We start from the raw sequence: 18,161 nt of genomic DNA on the forward strand, positions 1-18,161 counted from the left end.
TTTTGCTGTCATGAAGATCAATACAAAATTCACCCTGGGTTCGCAGCAGGGTAGAGATATACTGTCACACCTCACAAGAGAACTGGCGATTGAAAAATTCTCTTCCCTGGTAGATGAGCAAATACTCACTGACTATATTCACAAACATTTCAACAAAGCAACACTTATTGCCGAAACCAACGATATGTCCAACCAATGGCTGGTGGTCTATGTAGACGATACTCCTGCCGGTTATGCCTGCATTACATCCAAAGGCGAAAGACCGGCTCTATTAGCTGGAAAACGGGCCATGTGTATTGCTGATTTCGGGGTACTACACAAGTATGCTACACCAGCCGTCATCGATTCCCTCTTCGAAAAATGCCTCAGTGTCTGCCAGGGGGTAGACGGTATCTGGATCACTGAATATGCCCAAAATCCCCTGATACTTTATTTCGAAAGCAAAGGATTTACCTTAACAAAAACCGGCTTTCAGGCTACAGAACTGCCCTTGAAATATGTGAGTATGATCCGGTAAAATCAAGTGGGAATAGCGGTATTATTCAATCATTCACCATTACAGAATACCTAAAATCCGCTATTCCCACCCTCTTAAAAATTTCGTATTTTTAAGATTCATAAAATTGTTGTTATGTCCCAGCTCACCGAAACCATATTTCGCATTGACGAAAAACCCGTAACCCTTTTCAGTTCCTTTACTTTAACCCAGCACATCTTTTCTCATCACACGTTTACCCTGGTTTGCCCTTCCGAAGCTATTGATGGCCAGGCAGGCTTACTCACAAAGTCCAAAGACCTGATTGGCGCAACTTTCGAAGCCCACATATCAGCCATTAGCGCTGAAGCAGCTACAGGCAATCCGCTCCTGTTTCGTGGTGTAATTACGGATGTAGAAAGCATTCGCCTTACTGGCAGAACGGAAGAAGTCATGCTTACAGGCTATAGCCCCACCATTATTCTCGATAGTGGACCACATTGCAAAAGCTGGAAAAAGAAGGACCTGAAAGCCATCCTGAACGATGTAATAGCAGTCTTTCCCGCTGATCAGCTTGCACCTGACATAAACCCCGTTTATGCCGATGTGCTGGGCTATACCGTACAGTATAAAGAAACTGCCTGGGAGTTCCTGCAACGCATGGCTGCCTCCTACGGGGAATGGTTGTACTGGAACGGAAGCAGCCTTGTAATTGGCCCACCAAAAGATAAAAGCAAGGCATCCCTGGTGTATGGCAGTAACCTCAGTCAATTCGCCATCAGCCTGAAAGCCATCAGCTCTCAACATAAATACGTAACCTGGGATTACCAGAGCAGCCAGGTGTATGTCAGCTCTCCCGATGGCGTAGAACAAAGAGCCGGACTGAATCAACTCGGCCAAACCGTATATAATTCTTCAAACAAACTATATAGCACTCAACCCAAACAATGGAACTATCGCTTTGCCAATAACAAAAGCCAGCAGGACAAACTGGCCACCCTACGCAGCGCTTTAGAAGCCAGCAGAATGGTCCGGTTTACTGGCTATAGCGGCAATCCACAGGTAGCCCTTGGTGACACTGTAGATATCAGTGGCAACAATCTCTATGGAAGCGGAGAAACAGAGGGATATGGTCAATACCGCATTACCAGCATCAATCACAGGGTGAATGGAAAAGGTAACTATGATAATGACTTCACCGCCATACCTGCATCTGTTATCCTGCCACCAGTCGAAGTGCCGGCAGAACCCGTTTGCGAAACACAGAGTGCCATCGTCACTGACAACCATGATCCACTGGGCCTCGGTCGAATACAGGTCAGGTTTCACTGGATGAAAGAAACGGAGAAAAGCCCCTGGATAAGAGTGACCACACCTCACGCCGGCGGCGGCAAAGGCCAGTTCTTCATTCCCGAAAAAGGTGAAGAAACCATCATCGGCTTTGAAGGCGATGTAGCAACCAAACCTTTTGTAATCGGTGCCGTCTACCACAGGAGTGCAGGTAATACCTATAGCAATGCAGGCAACGATATCAAAGCCCTGCAAAGCCGTAGCGGCAATAAACTCATCCTGAATGACCAGGAAGGAAGTGTACACCTGACAGATAAAGGTGGTGCCGATATGAAGTTTGATGGTGCAGGCAATGCTGTAACCAATGCCAGTAAAAACAGTACCCTCAACGCTGGTACCAATAACCTGATCAATGCAGGTAGCACCAATGTAATCAATGTAGGTGGTACAAAAGATGCCCCACCCACCAGCGTTTTATCTATGGACGCGGATGGCACTATCATATTGGATGGTAAGACCAAGATCCTGATCCAGGTCGGTGAAAATAAGATCGAAATCTCCAAAGAAGGCATCTTTACAACTGCCAGTGACGGTAAGATCCATACCATTGCTAAAACAGGTGATGTGAACATCGAAAGTGAAAGCGGCGAAGCTAAGTTCAAAGGCAGTGTGAAGACAAATCTTGGCGGTGGCACCAACACATTTGTGATTGGAAGCGATTCTGTAGAAATAAACCAGGCCTGATCATGAAAAGAGTAATTCCCCCAAAACACGTAAAAGAATATTATCTCGTCACCACTGCCAATAAAACCACTATTGGCCAAAAGAAACTGGAGTTTGTACAGGATAAACTGATCAGCTTTACACTGGTTGATCAGCAAGCTACACATCTTGTCTTCGAATACAAACTCTATGAACAGGTCATGCAGGGAAGCTCCCTGCTGCATTATTATAGTGGTGATATGGATGAACTGCAATCAGAACTGCTGTTCAAAACTACGCCCGAAGGCCATCTCTCCGACCTGCTCCAACTCAATAACCTGAAATTGAAATGGCAGACCGGCTTTGAGAAAAACCTGAAAAAGAAATATCCAAAAGAATTCATCTCCCCCTTGCTGGAAGAAACCACAAAACTGCTGGAAGATAAACCTAAACTGGTTGACTCCTTTAAGGGATACAGCTCCTGGCGGTTCTTTTTCCAGAACTGGTTTCGAAATTTCAATGAAGAAGAAAACGAGTTACTAACACTCAGACATTACTTCGGCCACATCGATCTGCCACTACAGCTACAGCGAAAAGTAATAGGTAATCTAATTACAACCACCGGCAGTTTAAATGAACCGGCCTTTGACCGCAATGCTTTTTCCAGAATGCTAAAAGACTTAACCCATAAATACAATATCGATGCTACACTGGACCTGACACTGGAAGAGCAGTACCAGTTCTCTGAAGATGGCAGTCTGGAAAACGCCGAACTCTATCTGTCCACAGGTGTTGGCATCTGGTACAATGTAAGTTCCGCACACCAGCTGAAAAAACTCACCAAAGCAGCGTTCCAGGAACAACGCATCGAACTTGAAAATCTTAAAAAGGAAGTCGCACTCCCCTTTTAAGATTCATCCATTAAACCGGTCGTGACTCATTTCACATTGTATTATCCAATGAGTTCTGCCCCATTAAACCCGAAATTATGAGTAAAAAATACATCCCGGACAAATCCTGGCTGACCTGCGATAAAGGACAATTACCCACGCAAATAAGCGTTACACATGATAACAACTCTAAGTTGTATGGAGAGAAGATGGTCAGTGAGGCAGACATGGTGCCGGGCGAAAATATAAAACCCTTTGGTCGCTGTAGCGTCACCGGCGGCCCCTGCAAATTTGATCCCCTCTACTGGGATAAGTGTAACCAGGGCGTGAAAGTGAACTCTTTCAAAATGGTATTTGAAGATGCCAACCTGCTGTGCAAAGCCGGCGGCAAAATCAAAGTAGATTTCACTGTACCACAGGGCAGCTATTTTGATTTTGGCTTTACAGGCCTTGGCCTCACCGCACAGTGGGCCAACTATAAAGGTGTCATTGACTATAACCAGCGTGGCGTAATCTATGATGTAAAGAATGGTCTTATTTCACTCACCACAGAAACCGGCAACCATGCCCGGAAAGGTAACTATGGTGAAATGAATGATAACGTTTACCATAGGGAGAATGGCTGGAGGGATATCAGGGAGGAACATCCTGTAATCGATATTGATAAACCCACTGCCAGCGGTATCGATGGTGCCTATGAGAAATCAGGTGTGATGAGAACCACAGATGGTAAATATGGAACGGCAAGAATTGAAAATACAGTGCGTAATGGCAAGGAACTGAGTGAATCCTGGGTAGAGAATCACCTGGATCGCGGCGCAATCGCCAATCCGGCCGATGAACAGGCCATGCGCACAGCCAATCAGAATGGCACCTTAGAGCGGGAAGTGATCTATACTGATAAAAATGAAAAGGGAGTGATCCGCGAAGGCTTATCCTCCGAAACACACACCTCCACAGGTGCCAAGGCGACCCGCGGCCAGTTTGAAACACTGGAGATGAAGCCCCAATCGATGGCCAGCCGGATGATCAACTCAGCCCGCTCTTCTCTACGTAATTCCAGACCCATAAAGGCACTGGCGGCATCCAACTTTGCAAAGGGCGTGCAGGAGAGCAGCGCTGCTATAAGAGCCAATAAAGCACTGTGGAAAGGAGCCCAGTTCATGGAGTCTACACCCGTCCTCAAAACAACCGGGAAAGTGGTAGGCAGAGGCCTGATAGTAGTAGGTATCGCCATCGATGCCGCCTTCATTTATAAAGCCTATAATGAAGAAGGTGGCTTTGGCGACAAAACCCAGCAAGCCACAGGTAGCGCCATCGGTGGTGCAGCAGGTGCATGGGCAGGTGCTGAAATAGGTGCGGTAATTGGTACCGCCATCTGCCCTGGAATTGGTACGGTGATTGGTGGGGTTGTAGGAGGTATCATAGGAGGCCTGGCAGGCAGTAGTGCTGGTTCAAAACTAGTCGATTGGTTATTTTAAATTATTTTAGCATCAATTGAAATATTATGGGAATATTCGGTAAACTTTTTGGTGGCACCAAAGATACGGACAACTTCAGGGTGAGAGCTCAATACAAAGATGCAAAGTATTTCCAGAAGGAAATAGAACGCTTCGAACAGATCATTGCGGCCTCCCCTGAACCTACCAGACCATTTCACTACTGGTCCCGGGCCAGCAAACTAAACATCCTCATGGACCTGGAATATTCTTTGGGAAAGCCTTTTGCTAGCCTGAAAGATATCTATCTGCGTGCGCTTGACAACCTGGTGAAAGGATGGAACAAAGAAGATCCTACCTACGAAGATTTCCTCAACCTCTTAGCCAAAGGTGTCTTATTGGATATTCCGGATGCTGAATTTCAACGCCTGGTCAAATACCTTGAACAAGCCGATAAAGATGCCCCTGAAGGATGGAAACCGGATGCACTGGCCTGGTACCTGATCAGAGGGAAGATGAAAGTGAATACGAATGAGAATGTAAACACCACGATGTCGCCTGAAATAGACCAGCGTCTTTTTGACCTGACTAAACTCCCGAAATCAGAAGCTGAAGAAGCTGTAAAGGAATATCTTGAAGACTGGTATCAGCTAAGAAAGCAATCCGCCTGGTATAATTCACATACACGTGACAGGGGGTATAGTGGGTACTGGGCCTGGGATGTGGCCGCCGTGGTAAAAATAATGGGACTGGATGACAGTAGTTTTAAGGATAACCCTTATTATCCGCAAACATAAAATGAAAGCGGCGATGGTATTACCATCGCCACTTTCATTTTTATTCAAAAATAATTTCTCCCCTTTTATAATCAATAGAGATCTTCATAAATCCCCCCAATGCACTCTGCCCAAGCAACAAAGGCGCGTCCAGGTTATGCACCACAGATGCCTGTACATTTCTCAGCACCCGGTCACCAATCTTCACCGTACGCAGGTTCACCACTGTACCTTCTGAGATATCCCCGTTTGCATCTGAAAAACTTGCGTTGCCCAGGATATCTTCTTTCGTTAAAGTGCCCTGTTTATATAAGAAAAGTGCTTCCGTTTCCGAGATAGAAATCATGCCTGCACCCGTATCAAAGATGAAATGCATTCGTACATCATTCACCTCAATAGGCACCTGGTATACACCATTAATCTTCTCCATTTTCACCACTGTTCTACCTTCCGGGTTGGGCGCGTCTATTGTTGTAGCAGGTGCCTGCGCCACCGTGTCTGTGGCAGGATGTTTATGACCTTTCCGTCTTCCTGATTGTGAAAAACCGGAACATCCGGACAGGAAGAGGACGACACTCAACATTATAAATAACTGTTTCATTCGATTTTTATTTCACCGATTTTTGGGACTATCTGAATCAAAATACGCTGATTCTTTATTTCATCTTTAGGAGCATACCGACCAATGCCACCAGTACCGGAACCCGCCACCTGCACTTCACACACCTTCGGATCAGGCACTATGTTCTCCCGCTGCCATAACTTCAACACCGCCCAGGCACGCTTGTAACTTAAAGGAAAATTATCGCTGTAATTATCATTAGAGGCCATCCCTTCTATAATCACCACATACTTAATGTCCTGGCCCGCATACTTTGCTGCCAGGTCTTTGATCAGCTTACTGATAGACTCTCCTACTTTGCTCAGGTACACCTCGTCATCCGGCTTAATAACATCTTTCCCCCTGTCAAACTCAATATTCTGTACCAACGAAAACCGCTTGTAAGTAGAATCATAGGCAAAATACTCCCTGGGTAATTCCGTCACAGCCGCCTGGATCTCCTTGATCTTCTTTAATTGTTCTTCTGTGGCCTTTTGCTGATAAGTAAGTTTCAGAAATGTAAGTACGTATAGTACCAGCATGATAAAAAACAAACTGGTCATCAGGTCTGTAAAACTAGGCCAGAAAAACCCTGCTCCTTTTCCCTTCATAGACTATGATTTTCCGGATCCGAAGAGTTTTTTTATAGAATTTACAATTCCCTTTTCACTGTTCTTCTGAATTTGTTCAAGCACCACCAGCGTTTTCGCCATGTTCCTGTTCATATCATCCAGCGCCTGTTTCAGTCTTTCACCCTGCGATGCAGAGCTGTTCTTAAACTGGATCACATCCGTCTTCAGGGTCTGTAAATGTTCAAGATTCCCCAGGTTCATCTTACTTTCAGACATGGCTGCTTTCAAGACCTCTGTTTCATCAACCGTAAATTGCTTCACAGCCTCACTGGAACTGATAATGTGCTGCTTCAACTCCTGGAAAGTGTCAGTAATATGATAACTAACATCCGCCACCGCATTCGCTGCAAATTCCTTCTGCTGTTCCAGTTTATTGAAATGCTCAGAAAGGAAATTCAGGAGTTGTGAGCTTTGATGCAAACGATTATCAATCGTATCAGCAACTACTTTGAAGTCACCGGTTCTTTCAAGCAATTCATTCGTTTTCCGCACCATCTGCTGCGAGTTATCCACAAACTCATTGACGTTCGTGAGGTATTTATTGAACTTCTCAAACTGTTCCACAGAGAGAGTCAGCTGCTTCAATACATGTACATTGAATTTAGCCATATCGGCTACTTTGCCTTCATCCAGCATCTGCAGCACCTCTTTCTGTTCCAGGATGGCTTGCCTGTTCGTATCAAAGATGCCATTCAGTTTATTCAGGTTTGTGGTAAACTCCGAGTTAAACTTCATCAGGTTCCTTTGCAGGGAATCCAGTGTATTCGCTAATCCCTGGTTAATGATCGGCAGCAACTGGATCTGGATAAATGTATACAATTCATTCTTCCGTGCTTCATTAAAACTCCTGGCTCCTTTGAATAACCAGCCCGAATGAACAATCGTACACAGCAATCCTACGAAACTTGCGATCATCGCAATCTTTACACCACCGATCAATGACTCAATACCAATATCCAGTTTTACACTGGCATTCAGTTCAGGCATGTTGAACAAGGCAATTACGATACCCAGCATAGTACCCATCAGCCCCAGGTAAAGAGGCACACCGATAGAGAGATTGATATCTTCTTCTACCACACTGGTATTACGTTCTACCACATCCTTGATCAGGTTGAAATCGGATGATGCACCACTGTTGCGGATCAGGTAATTGTTGATCGAATAAAGGATCTTTACAAAGACGACATTATTATAGGCACCGCTTTCAATAATGCTGATCTCTTTCCGTGGTACATCTGAAGCTTTGATCTTTTCAATCAGCTTCATCCTTTCGTACGCGGCATCTATATCTTCCGCGGGATCCTCTTCATCTTCATCTTCTTCATATTCATAGTCATCTTCATCATCCTCCGGGAACCGGTCCAGGGTCAGATTCTCCGCCTTATATTTATTCCTGTTTGCCAGGATCTCTTTCGGCGATAACCTTTCAAGATCAACAACAGGCACCAGCAACTTCGTTACAGACAATGCATTTTCTGCAGGGATAATATGTCTGAATAGTTTTATTTGCATCATGGTACGCCAAAAGACGTACAGCTGGATACAAACGATAATACAGACTAAAAAAATCTCAAAATTTTCAACCTTCATAACTGATTTTCGCTTTAGTCTTTAGCACCCAGTTCTCACCGTGTAATTCTGCCGTTCCAGGGCTCTTGGTGACGATTCTGCTCGCCTTTGGATTATACGCATTCAATGCTTCACACACCGGATCTATACTCTTATCAGGATATTGCAGCGCCAGCTTGATAGACGCTTCTCTCTCATCAATACAGAAAGTCGCCTTATTGAAAGATTCTTTTGTAAACCTGTAAATGGAAGCCCCCTCCCTGAAAGTGGTGGTAGCAGAGCTGTCATTGAACGAGCCATTTGAATTGGGAGTGGAAAGAAAGAAAACTTCCTTTTTAGTTTCCACTACTGGCTGCGTCTCTGGCACAGGGGTCACTGCCTTTTGCGGGCCTGGAGCCGGCGGCACTGGAGCTACGGGAGTCTCGCTCTTTTGACGGAGCTTTTCCACTAATGATTCCAGGGTATTTAACCTGCTAAACAGGTCCTGTACTTCATTCCTGGTAGCAGGCAGGTCTTTAGGCTGCTTCTTATTATTAGCAGGCGGCTCATTACCACTATTCAATTTGCCTATTTCAAACTGCACATACTCCTTCAATTCCCTGGCCATATTTCTCAGGTCATTTTCTCTCGCACTACGCGCCATCTTCAACGCCAGATACAAGGTAATACCCGCCAGTATAAGAGCGAAGATCAGGGAATAAATAATGAAAGGCATGCTCACTCCATCCACGGTGTTCTTAGAGGTATGCTCCTGGTCAGGCTTAGGCAGCTTTTGAGAATCATCATTATGAACGCCTTCATTATGAGGAGTATCAGGAGAACTGGCAGGAGCTGTAACAGTCAATCTTGCTAACAGATCATTCTCAAGAGATGTCTTGAACTTCTTCATTTCATCTCCCTTTCTTTTCTCTGCAAAAGCAAATAATTTGGGATGCCCGTCCTTATCGGAAAATACAGTATTTGAAAGGAACACCACCGTCTTCCCTTTATTGAGGTCTTTATTGTACTCGCCTTTTAACTTGTCTATTTCTGATGCCAGCTTACCCGTAGCATCCAGATCCTGTGCATTATCAAGAAATGACTTGATACCTGCATAATTAGTCTCTCCACAGTGACATGCTGCGTTAAAATCCCGCTCATGCACATTCCCCTTCAATGATTGCGCTACTGCCCTGCAATTCAAATAATCCACCGCACTGTCATACGATGGTTTTGTCACTGTCTGCGCTCCTGCTATCTGTACCCAAACAAGGCTAACCAGTAAAATATAGATTACTTTCATTTTCATTAGTTATTAATCGGAGTGAGTTGTGATAATGGTGATGCAAGATGATTGATCGTACCAATAATAGGATAGAAGAAAAGGGTCTCCTCCAGCTCCTTATCACCTGTTCCCCCTTCATCCAGTTGCCTGTTATATTCCAGCCCTTCTTCCAGATAATCCCTCAGATGCTTATTTAACTCCTCCCTGAAGATCTCCAGCGAGCGCTCTGATACATTGAAATAATCATTGAAGTTATACTTCCCATTCAGACTCAGGAAAAAGTTGTTGAAGCTCTTCACATAATCAGCAATCCCCGCCTTATTCTCCTCTGTCAGCTGATCATAAGTCAACTTGCTAATCCCCTTATCTTCCAGACAGGTAACAATTGTCTTAATCCCCTTCGTCTCCATTTCCAGGTCTTCCGCATTGGACATCAGGCCCCCCTTACAGGTCACCTCCTTCGGCATTTCCTTCTCCGTTTCAATCGTCAGCCCATCTGCATCATACGCCTCTCCATACACTTCTTCAAAGATCAGTTTTGAGAAAGCCGCCAGGATCTTTTGGTTGGATGTAATAATATTTAACACCTTAGAACCCGTACCACTAAACACGATGTGCTTTGGCAATATCAGCTGCTCATTCTTCATCATCTGCGCTATCTGGTATACAATAGCTGCATAGAAATAAAGCACCAGGATCTTCAGGTCCTCATCATTCGAAAGAATCTGGTTATAAGAAAACAGCTTCTTATCAGTAATACTCGGATTGTTTTCTATAGAAAAGAAGAAAGCATTGATATCTTCCGTCTTATTCTTATCTTTTATAGAAGTCAATACCTTCGACAGATCATACAGCTTATTCGCAGACAAAAGGTTTTCATAATAAGGCAGGTACTTGATGATAATACCATTTGAAGTAGCTGCACCATATTCACTAAATCCGTCTCCAAACAGGGTATTGGCCGCAAATTTAAAGGAAGTCATTTTCAGCGGCTTATTGCCCTGGAACACTACAATGTCCGTAGTACCACCACCAATATCAATTGAAACGACTGGTTTGTAAGCACCTCCCTGCAATTTATTCGACGCTTTAAAATAATAGAAAGGAGCCAGTGACTCTGCAATACCAATGGTCTTATTTACAGGATGGAAGTATTTCTGGAACAGCTCATTCCAGGTACTCTCCAACGATGATCTGCGGGCAGGTTTCATACTGGAAGGATAGAACCATACCAGCTTGGTCTGGGATAAATTCCCCCTGTTCAGCACCACCTTATTCCGCAGTAACATGATCAGCTTCTCAAAGTAGGCCCTGATGCGCTTCTCATTTCCCTTCTCCTTACGTGCCCATTTCAGGTTGGACAATACCTTATCTCTCTCCGGTACCCTTTCATAAATGAACGGTATATTGAAATCCGCCAGGGAGAAAGTTTCCGTTTCAATATTCAACGCATGACTTTCCGCTATCACCGTTCTATGAGGGAACCTGAATTCTGCATTCGGTCCCAGGTATTGCGGCACAAATTCATGATTGATCAACTCCCTGATCGCACCCGCACCGGTACCACCAAAGTCATTGCGTGTCTTTGTAGGATGGAATAAGGTAGCAATCTGCACATCATCGATCGTAATATCAAAAGGCTTAGGTGAGCCGCTGCCTACCTTGTATTCTATATGGGTATTGGTCGTACCAAAATCCACTGCAAAACTAAACAGCTCATTCCCCGGACTATAATGCGGCCAGTGAGGAATAATAATACCAGCCGCACCGCCGGCAATAATATTACTTACCTGTATGTAATCAAACTCTTTATTGAGCACATAATACTGCGTACCTGGTTCCAATGCCTCTATCCGCTTCCTGCTCCTGACCTTCTTCGCCCTCCTGTCTATTGCAGTAGCCGAATTATTCTCAAAAAATTGCAAATCATACTCCGTACCTCTCAAAGCACCCGCCACATCTCTATCTACCAGTTGCACCCTATAATACGCCTCTACATCCGGGTTATTAAGCTTAATAAAAGGGAACAGCGTCACCCCAAACTCATGCTGCACGATCACCCCCTTGTTCTTCTCCGTATCCGGCTTAGTCTGCTGCGACTCATTCCCCTGGTAATAAATACGCTCAAACGTAATATACTCACCCGCCTTCGCCACAGGGATCCTCAGCACCACCTTCACCGAACCCGCAGCGCCCTGCCTCATCTCAATCGCCGGCTTATCAGGCAATGCATTCAGCAAATCCCCTGAATCAAAATATTCAAAGAAGGTCTTCGTCAAGGGCAACAAATACCCCTTTGAATCATCTCCTATATCTGTCACCACATTGCCATCAAAGAACTTCTCCTTATTAATAGGATACACTAACCTTATCAGGTAAGGCTCCAGGAAATCACTCACCGTCAGGTAAGGATACTGGATCTTCACCCCTGGTAGCCACCTTCTATCCATCACCGTCTCCGTATCTACATACGGAACCGCAATTGAATTATCCCAGTTATCATTAATATACCTGAATGGCTTATTCAGGTTATTCTGCAACACCAGCGGCTTCAAGGCCTCCCTGTACTTCGCAGAACTAATCATAAAATCACTCGTCTGGATAGACCCGATGATATCCTCCTTCTTCCGCTTCCTCAATGGCACATCAATCACCTCTATTACCTCTCCACCAATACCCGTATCCAGCTCTGAATAATTCGTTCTGAAATCACCCTCCTTCAGCTCTTTGATCTCCTGGTACAATTTCCCATTCGTCTTATCCAGGATCTTCAGGTTCTTATCCAAATATTCTGCAAACACTTTCATGCGCTCAGAAAGTCTTGGATTCGCCTTGAAGAGCAAATACAAATATTTCTGAAAATCCGGATCCCTCAGGTAAAGCGGGGTAAAATGATCGCTAAAAGTTACCTGGTTCTTCGTGAGCTTGATCTGCGCATGCGTCAGATCATTGGCAGTGGCAAAGAACAGGGTAGCTGGCGACGTACAACCGATGATCTTGTGATTATACTCAATCAGGTACAAGCGTTTCATCAGGTCAAAATTGTAAGATGCCTTATCCTGCTCAAGGTACAGTTCCAGGGTCTCCGCCAGTCTTCTGTGCGAATCAGCACCCCGTTTCATCTTCCCCAGCTCCACCTCTCTATCCCATACAATGATCTTTACCTTGTCCTTCACACTATCAATATTGAACAGCATCTCAGCCAGATCCAATGCATCAGATACCAGCTTCTCATCATCCTTTCCCGCCAGCACATCGCCATCTTTCATATACGCCTTCAAATCAGGTGATTTCACAATATTGCGGAAGGCCGTCTTCACCAGGTCAATCCTCGCAAAAGGACTTGGGATAGCCGTTGGCAGACTTATCTCACTACCACCCTCCGGATCCTTGATCGATTCAATTTCTTTATCAGAATAGGCATCTGAAGGGAACCAGTCCTTTCCGCCTTTTTTTGTATATCCGAAATTCTTGTTCATGTCTTTAGTTTTTCAAACCGAATTTTGAGGTCAGTATATCCTCTGTAGTTTCAAAAAAGAGCTGTACAAACTTCTGCGGTGCAGAACTATAACTCTTTCCTTTAGAGAGCTTACTCAGCCTGCCATCATAAAAAGCATAATCCACCTTGCCGCTAAACCATCCACTATTCACACTCCTGTTTTTGATCAGTGCATCCAGCGGTGCATTCAGGTTGAAGGGTGCAAACCCTCTTTTGTTGGTGCCCATCTCCCTCAGCCATTCTCCAAAAGCATGCAGAAACTCGGAAATATTTGTCCTGTAAAAACGGTCATCCAGGAATTTCTGATCCAGTTCAGGTGCATCATTACTCCAGGCTTCCTTACCGGCAGCAGCCGCAATATGTTCATCCAGGAAACGCTTGAACAACACAAACTGGGAAAGACGTAACTCCGTCTTCCGCTGGGTATAATCTTCAAAATCAGAGAAAGTAATATCAGTCGCATCATTCCTGATGGCAAACTCTTTATAAATCGGGCGGATCGCTTTTCCATTATCGCATTCCAGGTCTGAATCCGGAATTTCCATAAAGTCAATAATAGCCAGCGCAGAGGCAAACTCCACAAAGTGCGCATCATTCTGCTGCCCATTATCACCCGGGTCATTTTTATAAGGCTTTCCACTGTAATCATCGCCTATGTAGTAAAGCGCATTCACAGAGTTATTGCCCGTTACATTGTCTTTATAGTAGTATAAAGCAGCCTTCGTTTTTGCAATGAAATCAGATTTCTGAATCGGACTATCCGCCTCCTTTTCAATATTGAAATAAGGCATCGCCGTCAGCGCACCGATCTTTGCATCCTGCAGGAAACCCTTGCCGTCAATGTTCCTGTTATTCATGGCATCCCTGATATTCTTCAGGATGGTAGGGAAACCCGCCGCCCCCGTGCCACCAAAGATCGAACTGATGATGAATACCCTGTCTTCCGCGTTGAAGTTGGAGGCAAACTCCTTGAACTCCTCCGAATCCTTAAACTGGTTCAGCACCACACTCCCGATATTCGGGTTGCCCACGAAACCAATATCCATTTCAATATCCAACAGGTCTATCTGCTCATGCCGTTTATTAATCGACTGACCAGAGAAGAGAATATCTGTCAAGGCCTTGTTAGCCGGATCCAGCTGATTAAAATCGATATAGTCCCGGAACTTCTGACCCGCTACCTGCTGCAGACTAAATGTAAAACTGCCGGACATCCTGTTTTCAGAACTCACCAGCTTATTGAGCGTAACGATCTTTGTATTGAAGAACCCATTCCCTAAACCTGTATAATCTACGATAGACTGGTAATTGCCCAGTAATCGTTCCGTCCGCTTCAGGTCTTCATTAGATTTATGTGGATCGATGATAATAGGAACGATCTCAAATTCCTGTTTTGAATTTGCACGGACACCGGCAGCGAGTAACATCGTCAGTGATTTCAATACCCTCGAACCAGTCCCTCCGATTGCGAATATGAACAAACGAGCCATGTGATAATTTTAAGGTTTCCAGAAAGTAGTATGTCTGCAATTAGTGCTGGCCTTCCTGATAAAAGGAATAGAAGTGATCAGCAGGAAGAAGATGAAACTCCAGATAGCATTAGACAATCCGAACATCAGGCAATCCGCTGTAGTAGGATGCAGGTCCTTACAATAATCCCCCGCATTCATCTCGTTAAAGGAAATTGAAAACGCAGCTATGAAATTGATCAGTACAATAACTAATGCAAACAACCACCAATGCTGCTTTTTATTCCAGCGGGCGCTGTCAATAATATGATATTGTAAAGCATATACAAACGCAGTCACGCCCACCATGATCCAGCCGATATATAAATACCATGGTGTGTTGATATAATCCGTACAGGTCACGTCATACCCTCTCAACATATCTCCCAGATCGGTTGAATACAGAGGTATCAGTCCAAACCATTCGTACAAACTAGCGAAGAGATCCTTCATAAGAACTATTTTTTAATCTGAATATTAAATTTGCTGATCGTGTTAGTAGTATTAGGGGGATAGAAAGCCTCACATACACCATCCAGGAGGTACTTAAATCCGAATGTGCGTTGCTTCTCGGCATTGTCAGCAGCAATGTTCACATCATCTTCAGAACTGAGTGTATCTACCCAGGATGGAGATTTACCAACCACACTCACCTCTACATTCTCATCTCTCAGCTGATCAGTAGTGATATGCAGCAGGTGAGTAAACCCTTTCAAAGCAGGGTTATTCTTATCCTGGATCAATTCTGCCGTAAGGTGGTAATGCTTATTACTCAGTACATAATTGGCCGGATCGATGAAATAACTGGCATCCTGCAAGCCATTCGAGAAATCTACAGCTACATCAAAACCGAATTCCCCATCAGCCGATGCGGAGGCATTGGTAATAACCCCCTGGGGCAATTCTTTAGCATCGAAATGCCCGGTCTGGGGTTTATACATAATTTTGAAAGCAGGAGTCTGTGCGTCTTTGATAGACTGCAATACCAGTTTATGCTGATACCCCCCCTTTATATTGTCAACGATCTTCTTTTGCAGTATTTCCTGTACCTGGGCCCTGGTACCGATGATCCAGATATAATAGGGCCTTTTGGCACTTAGTTGAATAGGTTTGTCCGTCTTATCATAATACAGGCCATCAAAGTTCGATTCCAGGTGTAGGATGATAGCTGCCAGGTCTAAGGCATGTAATTTCTCAGCAAAGTCGATCTTAATACCCACACTCTGGTTGTTCAGATAGTCCTGGGCATCCGCCTTATTCCCCGGACTGAATACGAAGTCAGAGATCAGGATAGCAGCATTCCTGTTGTCCACAGTATGCAATACAGTATTCAGGATGCTTTTAAGATCGGATACACTGCGATCTCCACCTCTGAGCCTGAAGGTAGCCGGCTCGAGTTTTTCAATGAAATCCTGGATCTCAGGACTCACAGCATTCTTCTTCTGGTAAGGGATGGTCTTGTTGATATAACTGAGGTTGAGGCTATCACAGATGCCGCTGATCTTGATATCGCCTAAGAGGTTGTATATAGCAGTTTCAAAATTGGTCACTCCCTTTACATAGCCATCCATACTGGCGGAGTTCTCCAGGAACACATTCATATTGAAAGCGGCTACCTGGGTAGGGGGAGCATCTCCGGTACTAATCTCAACAGCAGATAGCTTTTTACTATCCAGGAACTTTCTTAAATAGGTCACCAGCTTCTCATTGTCGATCCTGCCATCCTGGTCCTTAAAGGTCTTAAAGGCCCCTTCCTTAGAACTGCCAGCCAGGGCGGCAAGGTCCTCATATTCCTTCTGGTCAATCCGTTGATCGCTTTTAGCATCTTCGATCACCTTTTGCTTAAATTCATCAAACTCCGATTTGCACCCAACGAATATCATTAGTGCCAGCAGACAAAGACGTTTCATTCAGTAATTTTTATTATGCGTTTGTATATAGCCCCCAAAAGGTATTGTCTGAGTATGGGTGATGCGAGGACAAGCTGTGTGAGGAACAATACAGGTATTGGTCTGGTGAATAGCTCTTTTCGACTGAGTAAACGTATTGTCCGGGTAAGTGGCCGTATGCCAGGGTACTACATCAGCTGCAGGAACATTCATTCCTTTTATCCATTCAACAATCTTTCATTGTTAATCCTTCCGGCTTTGCCTTCAGATTGAACATCACGCGGTGTCTTTAAATAAACTTTAAACGGAAATTAAATATTGGCCCAAACCGGACGCTCATGTGGGCTACATTAATAATTCATATCTAACTCAGCTATTTCATTCTTTCCGGGATAGTGATATAACCGTTTTTCTTTACGTTGGCTCTAAAGTTACAAGCTCCTGTGGTTTATGCCAAAATTGTTTATCTGTTTTTTGAAAAAAGAAGGGGGAAAATTATTGTGCAGGAGGGCGGTTTTTATTTAGAAAGCAATATTGAATTATCAACACTATTAAACACAATGACAAAGGGCCTTCAGATAGTATCTGAAAGCCCTTCTCTTTAAATGCTTTATATCGCTGCTACTTCCTTTCCCTTCGTTTTCTTTTCCTTCGCGCTTTCAGTATTGTATCTCCTGATCGCATTTCCCACAAACATGGCCAGATCTACCGGTACCGCATTCCCAATCATCTGTTCCACCGATGTCTTAGACCCGTTAAATACAAAATCTTCGGGGAAAGTCTGGATCTGCGCCCTTTCCCTGAAAGTCAGGGGCCTGAGTGCATCATTCAGGGGAATCGGGTCACCCGGATGGCCTACATAGCCGGCAGGCACTGGTCTGTTCACCCCCCTGATGGTCGGAGCAGGTTCGTCTATAGAGAAAATCCCTCTTCTGCTATAATTCCTGGGATGCCTGTAGTAATACTCCAGGCCTAACCTGTCTCCAAAGTAATCTCTGAGGGTAGTCGGACGCTCTGAGAGCATATCCTTGATCACAGGGAGCAAAAAGTTGTCTTCCTGCTCCAGTTTCCCGATGGAGAAGAAGCGCTTGCGCTTCTGAGGCACTCCACAGTAACTGGCATCTAAAATCACCTCCGTAATCCCATATCCACTTTCCGCCAATTTCTTTCTCGCACTCTTATAGGCCTTACTTTTCTGGGCCCGGTCCACATTTTCCATCACATACATTTGCGGTTTCAGGCCGATAACGATCTCTGCAAAAGAATCCGTCAGATCTGCTCTGCTACCTTCTGTTCTCTTACCAGCATGTGAGAAGTCCTGACAGGGAGGACCACCTATGATGATATCGATCCTGGTGTTATTCAGTTTATTGATAATCACTTGCGCATCAGCAAGATCAATCTGCTCAATATTATGATCGAAATTTGAAGAATAGCATGCCACCGCTTCTTTCCAATTATCAAATGCACTGATTATCTCAAATCCTGCTTTTTGGAATCCTAAACTCATTCCCCCACAGCCTGCAAACAAATCAACAGTTCTCATATCAAAAATATTTATTCGGTATAGCTAAAAATCGATCTGCGAAACTACCCAATCGCTGCGTAATCTATTTGCATAACA

The 18,161-nt window shown here is 44.5% G+C and carries 14 protein-coding genes; 5 read left to right on the forward strand and 9 right to left on the reverse strand.

Annotated elements, in window-relative coordinates; all coding sequences use genetic code 11:
• Positions 1 to 10: 10 nt before the first annotated feature.
• The 5 genes from DXN04_RS06205 (at position 11) to DXN04_RS06225 (ending at position 5,593) form a co-directional block, all read left to right on the forward strand.
• Positions 11 to 517: an N-acetyltransferase gene (locus tag DXN04_RS06205; RefSeq protein ID WP_116853366.1), complete on the forward strand. Its 507-nt coding sequence runs from the start codon at positions 11 to 13 to the stop codon at positions 515 to 517.
• A gap of 114 nt (positions 518 to 631) precedes the next feature.
• Positions 632 to 2,509 (forward strand): type VI secretion system Vgr family protein, encoded by a 1,878-nt coding sequence (locus tag DXN04_RS06210; protein ID WP_116852477.1) that lies wholly within the window; start codon positions 632 to 634, stop codon positions 2,507 to 2,509.
• Positions 2,510 to 2,511: 2 nt separating this feature from the next.
• On the forward strand, positions 2,512 to 3,378 hold the full coding sequence (locus tag DXN04_RS06215) for a hypothetical protein (protein ID WP_116852478.1): 867 nt from the start codon (positions 2,512 to 2,514) through the stop codon (positions 3,376 to 3,378).
• A 77-nt stretch (positions 3,379 to 3,455) separates the two neighbouring features.
• On the forward strand, positions 3,456 to 4,838 hold the full coding sequence (locus DXN04_RS06220; RefSeq protein WP_116852479.1) for a PAAR-like protein: 1,383 nt from the start codon (positions 3,456 to 3,458) through the stop codon (positions 4,836 to 4,838).
• A 26-nt stretch (positions 4,839 to 4,864) separates the two neighbouring features.
• Positions 4,865 to 5,593 carry a PoNe immunity protein domain-containing protein gene (locus tag DXN04_RS06225; RefSeq protein WP_116852480.1) on the forward strand — a complete coding sequence of 243 codons (729 nt, stop codon included), beginning with the start codon at positions 4,865 to 4,867 and terminating at the stop codon, positions 5,591 to 5,593.
• 40 nt (positions 5,594 to 5,633) lie between these two features.
• Here DXN04_RS06225 and DXN04_RS06230 read toward each other — a convergent pair whose 3' ends face one another.
• The 9 genes from DXN04_RS06230 to DXN04_RS06275 form a co-directional block, all read right to left on the reverse strand.
• Complete coding sequence (locus DXN04_RS06230; protein WP_116852481.1) at positions 5,634 to 6,173, reverse strand: retropepsin-like aspartic protease family protein; 540 nt, start codon at positions 6,171 to 6,173, stop codon at positions 5,634 to 5,636.
• Positions 6,170 to 6,784, reverse strand: coding sequence for an OmpA family protein (locus DXN04_RS06235; RefSeq protein WP_116852482.1), 615 nt, complete (start codon positions 6,782 to 6,784; stop codon positions 6,170 to 6,172). The genes DXN04_RS06230 and DXN04_RS06235 overlap by 4 nt, the downstream gene beginning before the upstream one ends.
• Before the next feature lie 3 nt (positions 6,785 to 6,787).
• The gene (locus DXN04_RS06240; protein ID WP_116852483.1) at positions 6,788 to 8,323 is read right to left on the reverse strand and encodes a hypothetical protein; all 1,536 of its coding nucleotides are present in this window, start codon (positions 8,321 to 8,323) and stop codon (positions 6,788 to 6,790) included.
• 64 nt (positions 8,324 to 8,387) lie between these two features.
• The gene (locus DXN04_RS06245) at positions 8,388 to 9,659 is read right to left on the reverse strand and encodes a hypothetical protein (RefSeq protein WP_147319852.1); all 1,272 of its coding nucleotides are present in this window, start codon (positions 9,657 to 9,659) and stop codon (positions 8,388 to 8,390) included.
• Positions 9,660 to 9,664: 5 nt separating this feature from the next.
• The gene (locus DXN04_RS06250; protein ID WP_116852485.1) at positions 9,665 to 13,120 is read right to left on the reverse strand and encodes a hypothetical protein; all 3,456 of its coding nucleotides are present in this window, start codon (positions 13,118 to 13,120) and stop codon (positions 9,665 to 9,667) included.
• Positions 13,121 to 13,124: 4 nt separating this feature from the next.
• Positions 13,125 to 14,630: a hypothetical protein gene (locus DXN04_RS06255; RefSeq protein WP_116852486.1), complete on the reverse strand. Its 1,506-nt coding sequence runs from the start codon at positions 14,628 to 14,630 to the stop codon at positions 13,125 to 13,127.
• 9 nt (positions 14,631 to 14,639) lie between these two features.
• Positions 14,640 to 15,101, reverse strand: coding sequence for a hypothetical protein (locus DXN04_RS06260; protein WP_116852487.1), 462 nt, complete (start codon positions 15,099 to 15,101; stop codon positions 14,640 to 14,642).
• Positions 15,102 to 15,106: 5 nt separating this feature from the next.
• The gene (locus DXN04_RS06265; RefSeq protein ID WP_147319853.1) at positions 15,107 to 16,558 is read right to left on the reverse strand and encodes a hypothetical protein; all 1,452 of its coding nucleotides are present in this window, start codon (positions 16,556 to 16,558) and stop codon (positions 15,107 to 15,109) included.
• Between the two features lie 589 nt (positions 16,559 to 17,147).
• Positions 17,148 to 18,083 carry a DNA cytosine methyltransferase gene (locus DXN04_RS06275; protein ID WP_116852490.1) on the reverse strand — a complete coding sequence of 312 codons (936 nt, stop codon included), beginning with the start codon at positions 18,081 to 18,083 and terminating at the stop codon, positions 17,148 to 17,150.
• Positions 18,084 to 18,161 lie beyond the last annotated feature (78 nt).

This window comes from Chitinophaga silvisoli (genome assembly GCF_003412465.1).
Lineage (GTDB): Bacteria > Bacteroidota > Bacteroidia > Chitinophagales > Chitinophagaceae > Chitinophaga > Chitinophaga silvisoli.

What these genes read in the sequence shown, in the direction of transcription:
- DXN04_RS06250 (WP_116852485.1), bottom strand. Translation starts at nt 13,120, where the DNA reads ATGAACAAGAATTTCGGATATACAAAAAAAGGCGGAAAGGACTGGTTC.
- DXN04_RS06225 (WP_116852480.1), top strand. Translation starts at nt 4,865, where the DNA reads ATGGGAATATTCGGTAAACTTTTTGGTGGCACCAAAGATACGGACAAC.
- DXN04_RS06205 (WP_116853366.1), top strand. Translation starts at nt 11, where the DNA reads ATGAAGATCAATACAAAATTCACCCTGGGTTCGCAGCAGGGTAGAGAT.
- DXN04_RS06240 (WP_116852483.1), bottom strand. Translation starts at nt 8,323, where the DNA reads ATGATGCAAATAAAACTATTCAGACATATTATCCCTGCAGAAAATGCA.
- DXN04_RS06215 (WP_116852478.1), top strand. Translation starts at nt 2,512, where the DNA reads ATGAAAAGAGTAATTCCCCCAAAACACGTAAAAGAATATTATCTCGTC.
- DXN04_RS06265 (WP_147319853.1), bottom strand. Translation starts at nt 16,558, where the DNA reads ATGAAACGTCTTTGTCTGCTGGCACTAATGATATTCGTTGGGTGCAAA.
- DXN04_RS06260 (WP_116852487.1), bottom strand. Translation starts at nt 15,101, where the DNA reads ATGAAGGATCTCTTCGCTAGTTTGTACGAATGGTTTGGACTGATACCT.
- DXN04_RS06235 (WP_116852482.1), bottom strand. Translation starts at nt 6,784, where the DNA reads ATGAAGGGAAAAGGAGCAGGGTTTTTCTGGCCTAGTTTTACAGACCTG.
- DXN04_RS06255 (WP_116852486.1), bottom strand. Translation starts at nt 14,630, where the DNA reads ATGGCTCGTTTGTTCATATTCGCAATCGGAGGGACTGGTTCGAGGGTA.
- DXN04_RS06245 (WP_147319852.1), bottom strand. Translation starts at nt 9,659, where the DNA reads ATGAAAGTAATCTATATTTTACTGGTTAGCCTTGTTTGGGTACAGATA.
- DXN04_RS06220 (WP_116852479.1), top strand. Translation starts at nt 3,456, where the DNA reads ATGAGTAAAAAATACATCCCGGACAAATCCTGGCTGACCTGCGATAAA.
- DXN04_RS06210 (WP_116852477.1), top strand. Translation starts at nt 632, where the DNA reads ATGTCCCAGCTCACCGAAACCATATTTCGCATTGACGAAAAACCCGTA.
- DXN04_RS06275 (WP_116852490.1), bottom strand. Translation starts at nt 18,083, where the DNA reads ATGAGAACTGTTGATTTGTTTGCAGGCTGTGGGGGAATGAGTTTAGGA.
- DXN04_RS06230 (WP_116852481.1), bottom strand. Translation starts at nt 6,173, where the DNA reads ATGAAACAGTTATTTATAATGTTGAGTGTCGTCCTCTTCCTGTCCGGA.